The 15945-nt window shown below is 61.9% G+C and carries 16 protein-coding genes; 12 read left to right on the top strand and 4 right to left on the bottom strand.

Going from position 1 to position 15945, the window contains the following annotated elements; all coding sequences use genetic code 11:
• Window positions 1-40 precede the first annotated feature (40 nt).
• Together JQS30_RS05610 and JQS30_RS05605 are read left to right on the top strand one after the other, a co-directional pair.
• The gene (locus JQS30_RS05610; protein WP_213172395.1) at window positions 41-1147 is read left to right on the top strand and encodes a hypothetical protein; all 1107 of its coding nucleotides are present in this window, start codon (window positions 41-43) and stop codon (window positions 1145-1147) included.
• A gap of 168 nt (window positions 1148-1315) precedes the next feature.
• Window positions 1316-2401, top strand: coding sequence for a hypothetical protein (locus tag JQS30_RS05605; protein WP_213172394.1), 1086 nt, complete (start codon window positions 1316-1318; stop codon window positions 2399-2401).
• Window positions 2402-2411: 10 nt separating this feature from the next.
• On the opposite strand, the gene dtd is transcribed toward JQS30_RS05605, so the two are convergent.
• Entirely contained in the window at window positions 2412-2834 is a 423-nt protein-coding gene (dtd, locus tag JQS30_RS05600; RefSeq protein ID WP_213172393.1) for a D-aminoacyl-tRNA deacylase, read from the bottom strand.
• 191 nt (window positions 2835-3025) lie between these two features.
• Here dtd and JQS30_RS05595 point away from each other — a divergent pair, with 191 nt between their 5' ends.
• From JQS30_RS05595 to JQS30_RS05575, 5 genes are all read left to right on the top strand, one after another.
• Entirely contained in the window at window positions 3026-3373 is a 348-nt protein-coding gene (locus JQS30_RS05595) for a DUF3099 domain-containing protein (RefSeq protein ID WP_213172392.1), read from the top strand.
• Between the two features lie 88 nt (window positions 3374-3461).
• On the top strand, window positions 3462-3683 hold the full coding sequence (locus JQS30_RS05590; protein WP_343076186.1) for a DUF3039 domain-containing protein: 222 nt from the start codon (window positions 3462-3464) through the stop codon (window positions 3681-3683).
• 233 nt (window positions 3684-3916) lie between these two features.
• A complete protein-coding gene (locus JQS30_RS05585) occupies window positions 3917-4675 on the top strand; it encodes a trimeric intracellular cation channel family protein (RefSeq protein WP_246498071.1) in 759 nt (252 codons plus the stop codon).
• Window positions 4676-4680: 5 nt separating this feature from the next.
• A complete protein-coding gene (locus JQS30_RS05580; RefSeq protein ID WP_213172390.1) occupies window positions 4681-5709 on the top strand; it encodes a sigma-70 family RNA polymerase sigma factor in 1029 nt (342 codons plus the stop codon).
• 300 nt (window positions 5710-6009) lie between these two features.
• Window positions 6010-6666 carry a metal-dependent transcriptional regulator gene (locus tag JQS30_RS05575; RefSeq protein WP_343076185.1) on the top strand — a complete coding sequence of 219 codons (657 nt, stop codon included), beginning with the start codon at window positions 6010-6012 and terminating at the stop codon, window positions 6664-6666.
• A gap of 186 nt (window positions 6667-6852) precedes the next feature.
• Here JQS30_RS05575 and JQS30_RS05570 read toward each other — a convergent pair whose 3' ends face one another.
• The 3 genes from JQS30_RS05570 to JQS30_RS05560 are packed head-to-tail and all read right to left on the bottom strand — an operon-like array spanning window position 6853 to window position 8838.
• Window positions 6853-7524 carry a hypothetical protein gene (locus JQS30_RS05570; protein ID WP_213172388.1) on the bottom strand — a complete coding sequence of 224 codons (672 nt, stop codon included), beginning with the start codon at window positions 7522-7524 and terminating at the stop codon, window positions 6853-6855.
• Between the two features lies 1 nt (window position 7525).
• The gene (locus JQS30_RS05565; protein ID WP_213172387.1) at window positions 7526-8338 is read right to left on the bottom strand and encodes a sulfurtransferase; all 813 of its coding nucleotides are present in this window, start codon (window positions 8336-8338) and stop codon (window positions 7526-7528) included.
• Complete coding sequence (locus JQS30_RS05560; RefSeq protein WP_213172386.1) at window positions 8329-8838, bottom strand: deaminase; 510 nt, start codon at window positions 8836-8838, stop codon at window positions 8329-8331. The genes JQS30_RS05565 and JQS30_RS05560 overlap by 10 nt, the downstream gene beginning before the upstream one ends.
• 133 nt (window positions 8839-8971) lie before the next feature.
• Here JQS30_RS05560 and JQS30_RS05555 point away from each other — a divergent pair, with 133 nt between their 5' ends.
• From JQS30_RS05555 to JQS30_RS05535, 5 genes are read left to right on the top strand one after another with little or no spacing between them, the layout of a single operon-like run.
• The gene (locus JQS30_RS05555; protein ID WP_213172385.1) at window positions 8972-10390 is read left to right on the top strand and encodes a hypothetical protein; all 1419 of its coding nucleotides are present in this window, start codon (window positions 8972-8974) and stop codon (window positions 10388-10390) included.
• Window positions 10391-10398: 8 nt separating this feature from the next.
• On the top strand, window positions 10399-11385 hold the full coding sequence (locus tag JQS30_RS05550; protein WP_213172384.1) for a glutamate ABC transporter substrate-binding protein: 987 nt from the start codon (window positions 10399-10401) through the stop codon (window positions 11383-11385).
• A gap of 9 nt (window positions 11386-11394) precedes the next feature.
• Window positions 11395-13593, top strand: a complete 2199-nt coding sequence (locus tag JQS30_RS05545) for a serine/threonine-protein kinase (RefSeq protein WP_213172383.1) — start codon at window positions 11395-11397, stop codon at window positions 13591-13593.
• A 23-nt stretch (window positions 13594-13616) separates the two neighbouring features.
• Window positions 13617-14657, top strand: coding sequence for a PP2C family protein-serine/threonine phosphatase (locus JQS30_RS05540; protein WP_213172382.1), 1041 nt, complete (start codon window positions 13617-13619; stop codon window positions 14655-14657).
• Window positions 14654-15901 carry an FHA domain-containing protein gene (locus tag JQS30_RS05535; protein WP_213172381.1) on the top strand — a complete coding sequence of 416 codons (1248 nt, stop codon included), beginning with the start codon at window positions 14654-14656 and terminating at the stop codon, window positions 15899-15901. Before JQS30_RS05540 ends, JQS30_RS05535 begins: the two co-directional genes overlap by 4 nt.
• Window positions 15902-15945: the final 44 nt, after the last annotated feature.

The following is a 15945-nucleotide window of genomic DNA, read 5'->3' as shown; positions in this document are numbered from 1 at the left end:
CTGGTGCAACCATAGCCGAGCGATAGGACGTCAATCATGCATGAGTAAACGAAGTGCCCATGCCGCCTCAGCCCTATGCCTTGCCATAGTTCTCACGTCATGTTCCATGACGGCAAGCACTGAGGACTCCGAGGAACCCGAACACATTCCGCAGTCGGAACTTGACCGGTTGCGCACAGTCATGGTCGATATAAACACGACTTCCAATGAGCTCACGTACGCAACCCAGCGTCTGAAGCGGCAGTGCATGGAGGACCAGGGCTTCGACTTTCACGGTGAGACCTTGGTTCCCCAACCCTCCGACTTCGAACGCTACGGTTCACCCGGTACACCACCGATCCTGATCGAATATCTTCCTTCGGTGGCTGAGGCCGAAGAAACCGGCCTGGGCATCGCCGATGAGTGGATCGAGCACAGCTCAGGTGACTTCCGCAACCCTCACCTTGCTCACCCGGGTTGGGAAGAACGTGGAAAAGAGTACAACGATGCATATTACGAGGCGATGAACGGCAAAGAACGCCTCGACTATAGCTCAATGTCGCCCGAAGAGATCCTGGAAGACATCCAAGCCGACCCAGTAGCCGCAGGCGGCTGCAGTGGCCTCGTGGCCGCCCAAATCTACGGCGTGGGCGCGGATGGACTAGACGGTATCGAGCCGGCCGATATAACTGACCCACTTTCCGAGCCCCCGCTTCCGGAGGACCTGTACTTGCAGTATTGGGATATGGACTTCCCTACCCCGCCAATCGACGATGCACATCGCTTGTGGGAAGAGTGCCTGAACGATCGTGGCCACCCCTCAATTCCGGAGACCTATGCGGCGCTTCTGTACGCGCGGGGCTTCTATGAGGACCCACCCGGAACGAACACCGATCAGCCCTGGGATGTGGGCCAGTTCGCTCCAGAGCTGGCCTTGCCACGACCTGAGGGTGGGCCTTGGCCATTCGACGAGGCCAGAAAGCGGGAAATCGAGTTCGCTCTAGACGTGGCCGAATGCGCTGATGATACGGAGTATCGCCAGATCACCCAGCATGAGTGGGACCAGTTGAGTGCCCAGGTCATATTGGACCATGAGACTGAAATCTTCGTGTGGCGAGATCAGATGGAGGCTGCGCAAATCCAAGCACAGTCCCTATTGGCGCAGTAGCGACGCTAGGTGGACCGGAGCGGTATCGAATTGCCTCAGTCTCCCGTCGTCCATAACGCAACCTCAATGGACACAATGAGGTAACACTCTCCATATATTTGCAACTGTCGCGCTGAAATGACTCGTCATTGCCACATGAGAAAAAGTCATCGAATAACAACGACGAAAGTGACCGTCGCGCTCGGGGCACTACTGGTGGCCAGCGCGTGTGGCTCCGGCTCGGACGAGGCCGAGGATGCCGCTACCACGAATCTGGTCTCCGATTCGGAGATCGTGCGCCTCAGCTCCGTGATGGCCGACATCGAGGAGATGCGCAACCACTTGTCGCTAACGACATCGAGGATGGAGCGGCAGTGCATGGAAGACGAGGGATTCTTCGTTCACCATGAGCCACCGCGCACTGAGGAAGACTTCTACGTGGTGTACGCGACGCCCGGCTCTCCCCCGCCACAAATTGCCGACCTGCCGACGTCACAGGAGGCGGCCGAGCGTGGGCTCGGGATAAAAGACCAGTGGATCGAGTACAGTGCCGAGGACTTTCGGCACTCCGAAATCGCACCAGAGGAATTCGTGGCGCAGGGACGAGGCTACGGCGAGGCTTACTGGGAGACCATGAACGGTCACGAGCAGCCCGACCACTCCGACCTGACTCCGGAGGAGATCCTAGAGCTGCAGGAGGCCGACCCAGTGGCGTTCGGCGGCTGTCGTGGGATCGTCGCTAGCCAAATCTACGGAGTGGGCGCGCCAGGCTTGGAGGGTATCGAACCCGACGACATCACTTCGGCCTCAGCGGCGCCCCCGGTGCCCGAGGGGCTGAACTTGGTCGCCTACGAGTTGGACTTCCCCACCCGGGAGGCCAACGAAGTCCACCGTGCATGGGATGAGTGCATGACCGACCGGGGCCACCCGTCGTTTCCGGAACTGTATGGGATGTGGGCCTATGTGCGCAGTTTCTACCCCGACCCACCCGGCACCGGGTCCGAACAGCCGTGGGATATCGGGCAATTCGACCACCTGAGCGTCCCGCCGCCCGCGGACGCGCCGTGGGATTTCGACGAGGCGGCCGAACGCGAGATCGCTTTCGCCCTCGATGTCGCTAGCTGCGCCGACGATGTTGACTACCGAGCGATTATGCAGCACGAATGGGACCAGTTGACCGCCGCGATCGTACTGGAGCATGAGACGGACATCTTTATCTGGCGCGATCAGATGGAGGCCGCGCTCAACCAGGCGCAAATCGCCCTGGCCGAGTAGCCCCGCGAGCTCACAACTCCAAAATGATCGTGTTGGGCCCCTGGTTCACCGACGCCACTTCCATAAACGCCCCGAATTGCCCGGTCTCGACCTTGGCGCCCAGATCACGCAAGGCAGCGACCGTGGCTTCGACAAGTGGCTCGGAAACGGGACCGGGGGCCGCGTTCTTCCAACTGGGACGCCGTCCCTTGCGGGTATCGGCATATAGGGTGAACTGGCTGACCAGCAAGATCGGCGCGCCAAGGTCGGAGGCGGACTTCTCCTGGGCCATGATGCGCAAGTTCCAAATCTTGCCAGCGATTTGCTTGGCTGTCTGGACCGTATCGTCATGAGTGACCCCAAGGAGTACCAACAGGCCACTCTCAATGCTGCCGACAACCTGCTCCTCGACCGTCACTGAGGCACTTGACACCGTTTGAATCACTGCGCGCATAGGTTCATGATGGCACTGGTCTTCACAGAACCATCCACGCGGCCCGATGCTGTCGGTGTGCAACGGCACTAGGGCAAAAAGCGAGGCGCGATACCGTGGACGCCTCTGCGATCCTCAGCGCCGGAATAACGCGCGTCGCAATTGTTTGGCCTGTTCCTTGCACGTGGAGAAAAACGTGTCACGCTAAAGGTATGACTCGGGACAAGGCGACACCCATCATCACCGACGTCCGCGTCTCGCCGGAGGAGCAGCGACGCGCACGGACGACCAAGTACATGATCATGATGGGGATTCGCGTCTTCGCGGTCGTAGCCTGCGGCATTCTGGTCATCGTCGAGGCACCATTGCTGTGGCTGTGGCTTACCGTGGGCTTGGTCGCGATGGCGGTCGTCCCATGGCTGGCCGTGATGCTGGCCAACGATAGCCAGGTCAAGAAAGACCGGCGCCTGTTTGCCAAGTACAAGGCCCGTTCCACCGCCTCCGAGCCTCCCGCTCTGAGCGACTCGGAAAAGCCCCATCGCACGATCGATGCGGACTGAATCTCGCCCGCGTGGCAAAATTCAGGGGTCAGCAGATTTTAGGAGTGGATTCAAGGTGAGCGAGCTTCCCACGACCGGTACCTCCACGATGCTCGATGAGCAGACGGAAACCAAACCGGACTACCGCTATGAGGACGGGGACGAGGAGCGCTTTTCGCACTATGTGCCTCGTGAGAAACTCATGGCGGCAATGGTGGACGGAGTGCCGGTCAAAGCACTGTGCGGCAAAATGTGGGTCCCCAGTCGAGACCCCGAGCGCTTCCCCATCTGTCCGGCGTGCAAAGAGATCTTCGCCAAAATGAAGAAGTAGATCTGCCCGGTGGGGCATAGCGGCCGCACGCGCTGAGAATTCGTATTCGGTTCTCCTCGTCTCGGTGGTGGCACGAAGGATCTCCTCGTCACCGCCGAAACCAGTTCCAGAGCCCGCCCCGCCCGAACTTCGTGGGACCGGCCAGACCCGCATGCTGGATGAGCAGGCAAAACAGGGGGAGAATCGTCACAAACGTGGGCCGATGAGCTCTCGCGCTTGTTATAACCCAAGGTGTGGACAATTCACTGGTCATCACCATCGCCGATCTGACGGGCGTCGCGGTCTTCGCGGCGTCCGGGGCGACGGCGGCCGTCACCAAACGCCTGGACCTGTTCGGGGTGTGCGTCATTGGCGCACTCACCGCGTTGGGCGGCGGCATGATCCGTGACATCGTCATCGGCTCGACCCCGCCCCTTTTCTTCGCCGATTGGCGCTATCCGGTCACGGCGATGACCGTCGCTGTCATCGTCTTCTGGCTGCACCCGGCAGTCAACCGCATGCGGATCTCCATGCTCGTCCTAGACGCGGCGGGACTGGCTCTCTTTACCGTCATTGGCACCCACAAGGCCCTCGATTACGGGGTACCCACCCTCGGCGCGTGTTTCATCGGGGTCATCTCCGGCGTCGGTGGCGGCATCCTGCGTGACGTACTCACCCACGAGATCCCCATCGTCTTGCAACGCGACTTCTACGCGCTGGCCTCACTGGGTGGCGCGGTCATCGTAGTCTTGGGTCAACACCTCGACGACGACACGGGCCGAATGGTCATCGCCTTGGGCGCGGCGATGTCGGTTTTCACCGTCCGCCTCATAGCGCTCAAATATCGCTGGCACGCGCCCAAGCCACGATTCCACGGTGGAGGCGAAAATTTATATCCCGGGTTTGTGCCACTTCTGAATCCAAGGGGTTTCACCGAGCCTTTTTCAGGTCAAGCTAGTGATCTCAGTTCCCAGTGCCCCGTAATGCGGGATAGAGACACAGCGAAAGGTTGACACTTATGGCTCCGGTCAAAGACACCAACCAGCTAAGCCGCCCGTCAAGCTCACGCGAAGACGCCGGATTCAACCTCACCGACGTCGATTTCGAAGAAACGCGTCCCAAAACCACCTCAACCTATTCCGGAGACTCCGTCCGTGCCTACCTCAACGGCATCGGCAAACACCGCCTCTTGACCGCCGCCGAAGAGGTCGAACACTCCAAGGCCATCGAAGCGGGCCTCATGGCAGCGCACAAGATGGATCTAACTGAGAACCCCCGCGAACGACGCGAACTCAATTGGATCGTCGCCCAAGGTCAGACGTCAAAGAACATCATGCTGAAGTCCAATCTGCGCCTTGTCGTCAGCGTCGCGAAGCGCTACACCGGCCGCGGCGTGTCGCTATTGGACTTGATTCAAGAGGGCAACCTCGGTCTCATCCGAGCAGTGGAGAAGTTCGACTACCTCAAGGGATACAAATTCTCCACCTACGCCACCTGGTGGATCCGTCAGGCCATCACTCGCGCCATGATCGACCAAGGTCGCACGATACGCATCCCGGCCCACACTGTGGAGCAGATCAAGCGCATGAACCGGGCCCGGCACGAGCTGCGGGAAGTGTTGGGCCGCGAGCCCAACAACGACGAACTCGCCGCCGAAATCGACGTCAAACCCGAGCGCATCTTGGAGCTGGTCACCTACGACCGGGAACCGGTTAGTCTCGACCAGACCGTCGGCGACGATGAGTCGACGTCGCTGGGAGATTTGGTCGCCTACATGCCCAACGACGTGGAAGGCTCCGAGGAGAGCTCCGTCACCTACGCCTTGCTACGCCGCCAGATTCAGTCCGCCTTGGACAGCCTTCCCGCCCGCGAACGTGGAGTGTTGCGCCTGCGATTCGGGCTCGACGACGGCCGTCAACGAACCCTAGAGGAGGTCTCGGCAGACTTTGGGCTCTCTCGTGAAAGGGTGCGCCAGATCGAAAAGGGGGCGCTGGCACGGCTGCGGCAACCCGATTTCGCCGGGCACTTGGCTGACTACGTCGCTTGAAACACGGGGGTGGCCCGTACCGAGGACGCTGCCGGTGACCCCAACCACTAAACGGAAAAACCTACGCAAAGTGACAACAAGGCCCACAGTGCGTCGAAGACGACGCTACCGGACAGTGCCGCGCACAATGGTGGAATAACCAGGGCCGCCGGGTTGTCATAGCTGAGGGGTATGAAGGGTGTCAAGGGTATGATCGATACCCGCAGGGGTTTTGGCGGAATCCGACCACCCCGCCCGCCCCGCTCAAGGCTATGAAGAAGGAACCCAGGCGTGACGACAGACCTCGTTGACACCACTGAAATGTACTTGCGCACCATCCTGGAATTGGAAGAGGAAGGTGTGCCCGCGCTGCGAGCCCGCATCGCCGAACGGTTGCAACAAAGCGGCCCCACTGTCAGCCAAACCGTCGCCCGAATGCAGCGCGACGATCTGTTGCATGTCAAGAGCGACCGCCACTTGGAACTGACCGAAGAGGGCCGACGGCAAGCCGTCGCGGTCATGCGTAAACACCGCTTGGCCGAGCTCCTGCTGGTCAACATTATTGGCATGGACTACGAATACACACACAATGAGGCGTGCAAGTGGGAACACGTCATGAGTGACACTGTGGAACAGAAGGTTTACGACCTGCTCAAGGGCCCCACCCATTCCCCCTATGGCAACGTTATTCCCGGCCTAGAAGCCCTTGATCCACAAGCTAAGCCGGTAACCGATGAAAGCGGCGAGAAGCCGCTGAGCGACATCGAGGACGGCGCGAACGTGCGCGTGACTCGCCTGTGCGAGAGCATTCAGGTCGAACCAGAACTACTTGCGCGACTACGCAAGGCTGGCACCGATCCCGGCGCCATCGTGACCGTGTCCAAGGACGGCGGCGATGTTTCGGTCAAAGGCACCACAGAGCCTTTGCGACTCGACGAATCAGTGGCAGCCCGCATCTTCGCGGTCGCGGCTGACTAAGGACCTGCCTGCCAAGCGCCACAGCCCCGATGGTCCGCCGCACGGTACTCGGTGGCCTCATCGCCACTACCTGGCCATATTCACATAGTCATTGAACTGCTGGAGGGCCACCGCAGATGAAAATGCGGTGGCCCTCCAGTGCGCTTACGTTTGCCTGCGCGGCCTCATGTTAGCCCCTGGCGCTGACTAGTCGTCCTCTTCTTCGAGTTCTTCACTCTCATCGGTGGGTTCCCAGTCTTCCCACGCCGCGTCGATTGCCTGCGCCAGCTCGAGCAGGTCGGCGGAGGAATCCTCAAGATCGTCCAGTTCGGTCCCCTCGGCGCTGGTGTAGCGCATCTCAAAGACATAGCCGTCCGAGAGCCACCCGATTTCTAGCGCGGGCCCAGAGGTGTCGCCTCCGGAGAGGAAAAGCTCGAAGGCGGCATCGCCCAGATCGTCCAGTTCCTCGGCGTCGGAGACCATCTCGTCCTCGAACGTCTCCGGACTCACTTCAGCTGCCGCGAGGGCCAAGGTGAGGTCGGGGAATGTTCCCACGTTGGTCTGCACCGCACAGCTGCCGATGTCCTCGCCACCATCGTAGAACCCGGAGGCGGAGGTGAACTCGACGCCGGTGGCACTGGTCAAAAGCTCTGGGTCAATGAGCGCGCAGATTCCTCCGGCGGCCTCAAGATCCAGTTCCAGTTCCGCGGGCTCACCATTTCCCTCGTCTTCGGCGTCGTTGGTCTGTTCGACATCCGCCGGGTCCTGATCACCGTTCGCGTCGGGATCAGCGTCACTGGAACAGCTGGCCAGCGCCAGCAACGATGCCGCGAGCACGGCGACGCCCGCGCGCGGGAGGCCTGGCAGATGCAAAGTCATGTCAATCTCCTGACGAAACCGGTCGGTCCTCGGCGATCCAATTGGACCATGAACCAATGTATAGCGGGGGCACCTTGTATCCGGCGACGGTCATCGCCAAAGCCGAGCGGGCGGCGGTCACCCCTGACCCACAGTAAAGCGCAGTATCGACGTGGTCGCGGTAGCGATCGCGAAGACGGCCTTTGGTGAGGAAACGACCTTTGTCGTCAATGTCGTCGCTGGAGGGCAGGTTTCCGGCACCGGGAATGTGGCCCGCGACTGGGTCGATGAATTCCTTTTCCCCAAAGTAGCGTCCTCGGTCGCGCACGTCGACGAGCTTGCCCTGGTCGGCCCAAACGGCGGCGGCCTCGGCGTTGAGCACGGTTTCATGACCGGTTTCGATCTCCACGGTGCCCGGTTCGACCTCAGGGGCCTCTGTGGTGACCTCACGGCGTTCGTCGACCCAGCTTTTGTATCCGCCGTCGAGGACGTAGACGTGCTTGAGTCCGGCCCAACGTAGGGTCCACCAGGTGCGGGCGGCGGAGAGAAAGTGGCCATCGTCGTAGCACACGATGATGGAGTCGTTATTGATGCCAGCGCTACGCAGGGATTCCTGGAGTTTCTCGGGGTCGGGCAACGGGTGGCGGCCCGCCTCGCCGGGCGGCCCGCACACGTCTTCGTCAAGGTCCAGGAACACCGCCCCGGGGATGTGTCCCGCGTTGTAGGCTTCGCGGCCTTCAGTGGGTTTCTGAAGTTGCCAACGGATGTCCAAAACGCACGGTGGCGGGCTGCTTTCCAGCAGCTCGGCAAGTTCGGTGGCGGTAATCAAAGGCATATTCTACAAACTAACATTATGGGTCTGCTGACTTCGCGGGCCGCTTTGGCCAGTTCTGGCAGGTAGACAACGGTCAAGCCAGCTTCTCGGAGGAGTTGTGCCCCGCGCGGGGCGGCGACGAATGTCGTGGGTTCGCCTACGGCGTAAACGACTCTCGTTAGTCCTGATTGGATGATGAGCTGGGCGCAAGGGATGGGCCGCGAGGCCCGCTCCCCACATGGTTCCATCGTGGAATAAATTGTGGCGTCGGTGAGGTCTCCCCCACCGATGTGATCGTCTTGGGTAGTCATTTCCCGGCCCGGCGCTAGCCGCAAGGCGCGCAATGCCACCTCTTCGGCATGGTCGTGCGGGTTATCTTGGCGTGAGTACCCTTGGGCGACAACCTCGTTTTCGACGACGACGACAGCCCCCACGCTGAAGGCATCGGGCGAGGGCGGACAGTGTCGCGCCAGCTCGATCGCGTGGCGCATCCAGCGTTCATCGTCGGATTCAACGGTCATGGTCGTCGGCCACCTTGCTTGAAGTAGCTGCTGGAATGCGGTTGCCTCGGAGTGCATACCGCTAGGTAGGGTGACGCCTTCATTGCCCCAGCCCGCTAACATGAAGTTCCCCCGGTCTGATTGTGAGGCTACCTTGTCACTTCATGCCCCTCCCGGTGTTTCCGGCGCTGTCAGTGCCCCACCGGTTAGTGGTCCCCCGCCCCAACAGGCCCCGCCCACCCAGCCAGTCACTCAGAGTAACCCCGTCAGCCCGGGCTCGGAGGGAAAGCTCAACGGAAAACTGGCTTCGCTCACCAAGCACACCCCGGCTAAGCTGCGCACATACATGATTATCGCGTTGTTGCTCATCGCGACCACCGGCATATCCGGCGTGACTTCGATGTTCGCCAAGCAGAGCTTCATTGACGAGACTTCCTCGGAAAGTGGTCAGCTGTCCGTAGCCGCCCTGGACTTGTATCGGGCACTGTCCGACGCCGAGGCCATCGCCTCCTCAGGATTCCTGGCCGGGGGCACCGAATCCGCCCAGATGCGCGAGGAATACCACACGGCTCTGCGTGACGCCTCGCTCGCACTCTCGCGCGCCTCTTCGAGAGCCCAGTCTGCCGAAGACGCCGAACTGATCGCCCGAGTCAACGCATATCTTCCCGTCTACACCGGCCTGGTCGACTCCGCCCGTTCATACAATCGCCTCGGCCAGCCCGTCGGTGGGACCTATCTCCAACAAGCCTCGCAGATGATGCGCACCGAAATGCTGCCCGCCGCACAGGACCTGCAAGCCAACGCGACCGGCGCGGTCAACGACTCCCGTTCTAGCGCGACCGGATTTCCATGGATCACCGTAGCCGCTGGAGTCGCGGCACTCCTGTTTCTCCTTTGGCTGCAAGTGTGGCTGTTCAAACGCACCAATCGCGTCTTTAACAAGGGGCTGCTCGGCGCGACCGGAGCGACCGTGGCGGTTCTCGCCTGGGTACTCACCGTCGGTTTGCTGTCAGCCCATCACATGGGTCAGTCCTACGAGCAGGGCGCCAAGCCGCTGGGGGAACTCTCCGAGGCCCACCTCGCCGCACAACAGGCCCGAGCCGACCAAGCGATGCTCTTGGTCACTCGCGGTGCTGGCGGGGACTATTTGGCGGACTACCATCGCCAGCTCGAACTCCTACTGGGTCCCGACGGCGGCTCGGGGCTGATGAACCGGCTGACAGACGACTACGGGGGCGATATGTCCGCTCCCCTCTCCACGGCCCGGGACGCCGCCGAGGAATGGGGGACCCGCAGCGCCGATGTCATCGCCACATCCGAACAAGGCAGCTACCAAGAAGCGGTCGAGTCCTCCATCGGCGAACAGGATGACTCACTCAATACGATCTTCGACCAATTCGACACCGCCATGAACGAGGCGACGGCCCTGAGCGTGGATGCCTTCAATGACCACACCGCCTCGGCACAGACGGTGCTATGGGGCTCCCATATTGCCATCGCCGTCTTCGCTCTGCTGGCGCTGTTCGCCGCCGCAGCAGGCATTCAGGTCCGCATCGCGGAGTATCACCTATGAGGCAATCCATGAAAGCACGTGTGAATAACCGAGGTGGAAGTCGCCGACTGCGGAGCCTGGTGGCCCTCACCGCCATCTGCGCGATCGCCGCCGTCTCGTGCGCCAGTGTCGAGACCACCTCACCGCCGGAGATCGACGTCCCACTCCCAATTCCGCAAGGGGCCGACTTCAGTCCCGAGCTGGGCGAGCCCCCGACCGAGGACGACCCGTGCGGTGCGCGCGAATCCTTCAGCCCCTCCTCGGGCCTCACCGCCGGAGATGCGCGTTCAGCCCTCATTCGCGACAACACCTTGACCGTTGGGGTGGACCAAACTACGTATCTGATGGGATTCCGCGATCCCGAGACTGGGTCACTGGAAGGGTTTGACATCGAGATAGCCCGCGCCATCGCCGACGACATCATGGGGCACCGTGACAACATCACCTTCGTGACCATGACCTCCGACGAACGTGAGAGCGCCTTGCAAAACGGAGAGGTCGACATCGTCGTACGCACCATGACCATGAACTGCGCACGCTGGGAAAACGTCCTGTTCTCCTCAGAATATTTCACCGCTGGACAACAGTTGCTCGTCACCCGAGACTCCGGGATCGAGGATCTGTCGGACCTCACCAACGACCACCGGGTATGCTCCTCCCCCGGTTCCACCTCGATCGACCGCCTCGGTGCGACCAATGCCCAGCCCGTCGCCGCCCCTGACTGGGGCGATTGCATGTTCATGGTGCAGCAAGGCATGGTTGACGCCATAACCACCGACAACACGATCCTGGCCGGAATGGCCATCCAAGACCCTTACTTGGAAGTCGTCGGTGAGCCCTTCTCCGACGAGCCCTACGGAGTGGCCGTCGCGCAGGGAAACGAAGACCTCGTGCGCTACATCAACGGAATCCTCGAAGACATGCGCGACGACGGCACCTGGGATGACATTTACGACGAGTGGCTAGCTGAGGCTCTCGGCCCCGCCCAAGCACCCCAACCGCAGTACCGAGACTAGGGAGCAGCCATGAACGACATTCACCAGGCCCTCTCCCAACCGGTATCAGAGCCACCGCACACCTACCGCCTGGGCAAACGCCACCAACCTGTAGCCGGAGCCACCAGTTCACCGGTCTCGGGGGCGCTATCGGGCCCCGTCTCCCGCACCACCGGCCGCAGCCGTCGCCAACGTGGCGGCATGCGTGAGCTGCCCCCAGTGGAACCAAGAGACCCCTCCACCGCCGTGGTGGAAAACCCCGCCGTTTCCGAAAACAAGCGGTTCTGTGGTTCCTGCGCCAAACCCGTCGGACGCCCACAAGCGGGGCGCGACGGCCAAGTCACCGGCTATTGTCCCTACTGCCGCGCCCAATATTGGTTCACCCCGGCGCTAGGCCCCGGCGATGTCCTCGCCAATCGATACCAGATTCTCGGCGCGATCGCCCACGGTGGACTGGGATGGATCTATCTGGCCAACGACCGCAACTTCCAAGACGACGGAACCGAACGGTGGGTCGTTCTCAAGGGCCTCATCAACTCCTCGGACGAGGACGCTCTGGAATCGGCGGTCAATGAGCGCCGATTCCTCGTGGGCATCGACCACCCCAACATCGTCAACATCTTCGACTTCGTCACCGAGCCAGATCCCCGCACTGGCGACCCACAAAGCTACATCGTCATGGAGTACATCGCGGGGCAATCGCTCAAAGCCCTCCGCGACAACTACGTGGACGAAAACGGCGACAAACAACCGCTGCCGTTGTCACAGGTGCTCACCTACACCATCGAGATGCTGCCAGCGTTCGAGTACCTGCACGACCGCAACCTGCTCTTCTGTGATTTCAAGCCCGACAACATCATTCACGTCGAGACGTGGCTAAAGTTGATCGACCTGGGTGCGGTGCGCCGCATCGACGATCTCGACTCAGCGGTCTATGGCACACCCGGGTACTCGGTGCCCAATGACGAAGTGCTCACCGTCGGGCCCTCGATTAGTTCGGACCTATACACCATCGGACGTTCGATGGCGGTCATGGCACTGGACTTCAAAGGTTTCACCGGAGAGTATCGAGAGAGCCTTCCCTCCCCAGAAAAGGCACCTCTGTTCGCAGAGCACGCCTCATTCCATCGCCTCTTGCTGCGGGCCTGCAACTCCGAGCCAGGAATGCGCTTTCAAAGCGCTGGCGAGATGCGAGCTCAAGTGCAGGGCATCCTCGGCGAAGTTCAATCGGTCGAGTCCGGTCAGCCGCTCATGGCTCCCTCGACCATGTTCACCGTCGAACAATCCACATTCGGAGTCCCCGACACCGATGCCGATTCCTCCTCCGTGGGGCGAGCCTTCGACATCGCCCATGCCCTGCCCGAGCCGATGCTTGATCCCTCGGACCCCAGCGCGGCATTCCTGAACTCGATGTCGGCCACCGATGTCACCGGAATCATGGCGGAACTCAACTCCGCGCCCGAGCCGTCGCTCGAAGTCCAATTGCGGCGAGTCACCACTCTCATCAGCGCCGGGGACCTCCACAACGCAACCGGCGCCCTCGATCAGAGCTTGCATCACCACGGATACGCCTGGCAGCACTCCTGGCTGCGCGGCATCATTTGTTTGCTCTCTGGGGACTTCGCCAACGCCGGTGCTCACTTCGACGCCGTGTACTCGCACCTGCCCGGAGAACTGGCGCCCCGACTGGCACTAGCCGCCTGCGCCGAACTCATCGGCCGAGGCGACTTGGCTCTCCCCTACTACCAACGCATCTGGCAATGCGATCGTCGGTTCGTCTCGGCCGCCTACGGCAAAGCTCGCCTCCTGGACGCCATGGGCGACACGCCAGCGGCGATCGAAACGCTGTTGGAGGTGCCTGAGACCTCAAACCAATACGGTGTCGCGCAGACGGCCGCTATCCAGATTTCCCTGCACAGCCGTACCAATCCGCCCGGGTTCAACGACCTACGCCACATGGCCGCGCGCATCGCCTCACTAAACCTGGAGCCTCGTCGCCACCACCTCGTGTCCACTCGGCTCCTGGCCTACGCCCTCACGCTGGTCAACCAATACGGGCCACAACATCACAGCGGGATTACCCTGTTCGACCACCCGCTGACCGAACGCGACCTGAGGTTCGCACTGGAGAAGTCCTACCGGCGGCTGGCCTACACCTGCGACAAAAAGGAAGACCAGATCTTCTATATCGATCAGGCCAACCTGCACCGCCCCCGCACCACGTTCTAGCCAGAAGCGCAACTGGAGCCAGCATGCCAACCACCACCTTGAAGAAGTGCACCGAGTGCGCACTTCCGGCCGAGTTCGGACGCTACTGCGAAGTCTGCGGAGGAGACCTCGACGAAGGCGTCCAGGCCACCGATCACACGTGGAAGTCCTCCGCAGCCACCGAAACCAACGCCGACCACCCTGGAGGCTCCGGCGACCACGTCGAACTCGACCTGTCGGTGATCGCCGCCGCCACAGATGTGGGCAAGCGTCACCACTACAACCAAGACGCGGTCGCCATCGGCGCGGTCGGGGGACGGCGCATTGCCGTCATTTGTGACGGCGTGTCCAACGCGACGGACTCCGAACGTGCCGCGCTGGCCGGAGCCGAAGCGGCGGTAACCGAAATCGAACAAGCGCTCAAGGACGGCGAGAACATGGAAAAGGCCTCCCGGCGTGGCGTCAACGCCGCGCACACGGCGGTGGCCACCGTTGGCGCGCAGTACCCGCAGTCTCCACCGTCGAGCACCTATGTCTCGGCAATCGTCGACGACACCGAGGTCGTCATCTGTTGGGTGGGCGACTCACGCGCCTACTGGGTCGGCGACGACGATTCAATGTGTCTCACAGTTGACGACACCATCGCGGCTCGGCTGGAATATCACGGTGTCGACGAAAGCGACGAGCGATACCGCAGCCCGTATGCGAAGGCTTTGTTGGCCTGGCTAGGATCGGATGCGCCGTCGTTGCAACCGAATCTGGCCCGCTACATTCCCGACTCTGGCCATATCGTGGTGTGCAGTGATGGATTGTCGCGTTACATGGACTCCCCTGACGACCTGCGTCCACTCCCGGACGGCACAGTTGGGCAAATGGCGGTAGCGTTGACACAGCAAGCCTGCGACTATGGTGGTGCCGATAACATCAGCGTCGCCATAACCCGCTTCAACCCACCAGTGGTTGGCGGCGCTACCTCGGCTCCCGCCAAGTCGGAAGCTGACGAGGAAGAATACGACTTTACGGCCAAGCTGGGAATGGGCCGCAAGAAAGACTTCACAGAATTGCTTGGAGGGGGCACGACATGAACTACCAACCGCCGCAGCCTGGAGGCGGAGCACCACCGCCCGGTGGGCCGCCGTGCGCGTGTGGGTACTTCCCCGCAGGACAATTCTGCGAACAGTGCGGTGCCCCCAACCAGAACTTCCAAGGCGGTGGACAACCTCCATTCCCACCTTCCCCAGGCGGGTTTGACCAAGGGCAACAGCCCGGTGGCTACCCCCAAGGAGGCCAGCCACCCTTCCCGCCACCGGGTGGCTACGACCAAGGCCAGCAGCCCCCCTTCGCCCCTGGCGGTGGGTACGAGCACGGCGCACCAGGTGGCAGTGACCCCTATGGTCACTCCCAGCCCGGCGGCTACGACCAAGGCCAGCAGTACCCTCCCAGCCAGGACCCTTATGGCCAGCAAGGGGGCGGGTATCAACCCAGCCAACCTCCCTTCCCCCCAGGGCCCGCAGACCCCTATGGTCAGCAAGGCGGTGGGTACGACCCCAATCAGGCCGCCCCGGGTGGGTACCAACCCAGCCAGCCGCCTTTCCAACCAGGCGGCTACGACCAGGGTCAAGGTGGATATCCCGGCCAAGCTGACCCCTACGGGCAGCAAGGTGGGGGCTACGATCCCAATCAGCCTGCTTCGGGCGCTCCGGCTGCCTACATGTCAGCTCCACCAACGTCCGCGCCGCCGCACATGCCACCTGGGGTGCCTTCGGCTCCGTTCCAGCCCGGGCAGCCCATGTCAGCCCCACCTGGGCCCCCACAGCAGATGCCGGGCTACTCGATTCCCGACGCGTCGCCCAATGACCCCGCAGCGGCATTCCCGCCACCGGGTCAAGCTCCGGGCCAACCAGGGGGCGGCCACGGTGGCACGGGATTGCAATGGGTCCTAGTCGCCACCGCCGACCGCGCCTTTTTCGGCAAAGTCGCCGCGTCCGAAGAGGGCTCGCAACTGGAGTTTCCGGCTCACTACCAGCCGCGACGATTCCCGTTGGACCAAGGACAGGTCAACATTGGGCGCTATAACGCGCGCCGTGGCACTGCGCCGGAGATCGACCTCTCCGGTGAAGCCTCCGATCCCGGGGTGAGTTCGCAACACGCGAGTCTCCAGGCCGCGCCAGACGGCACTTGGATTCTCACCGACACCGGTTCATCCAATGGAACTTTCCTCAACGGTGGTGATGACCCGGTGCCGCCGCACACGCAGTTGCCACTGGGCGATGGCTCTTACTTCCACGTGGGAGCCTGGACCCGCCTAACGTTGCATTACGAGGGTTAGATTTTCAGACCGCGTTTGACCGGTCACCACGGTCACGCGAACTG

Source organism: Natronoglycomyces albus (assembly GCF_016925535.1).
In the GTDB taxonomy this organism is placed as follows: domain Bacteria; phylum Actinomycetota; class Actinomycetes; order Mycobacteriales; family Micromonosporaceae; genus Natronoglycomyces; species Natronoglycomyces albus.
Note: the sequence above shows the minus strand (reverse complement) of the source record. Positions and strands in the feature narration are given on the sequence as shown.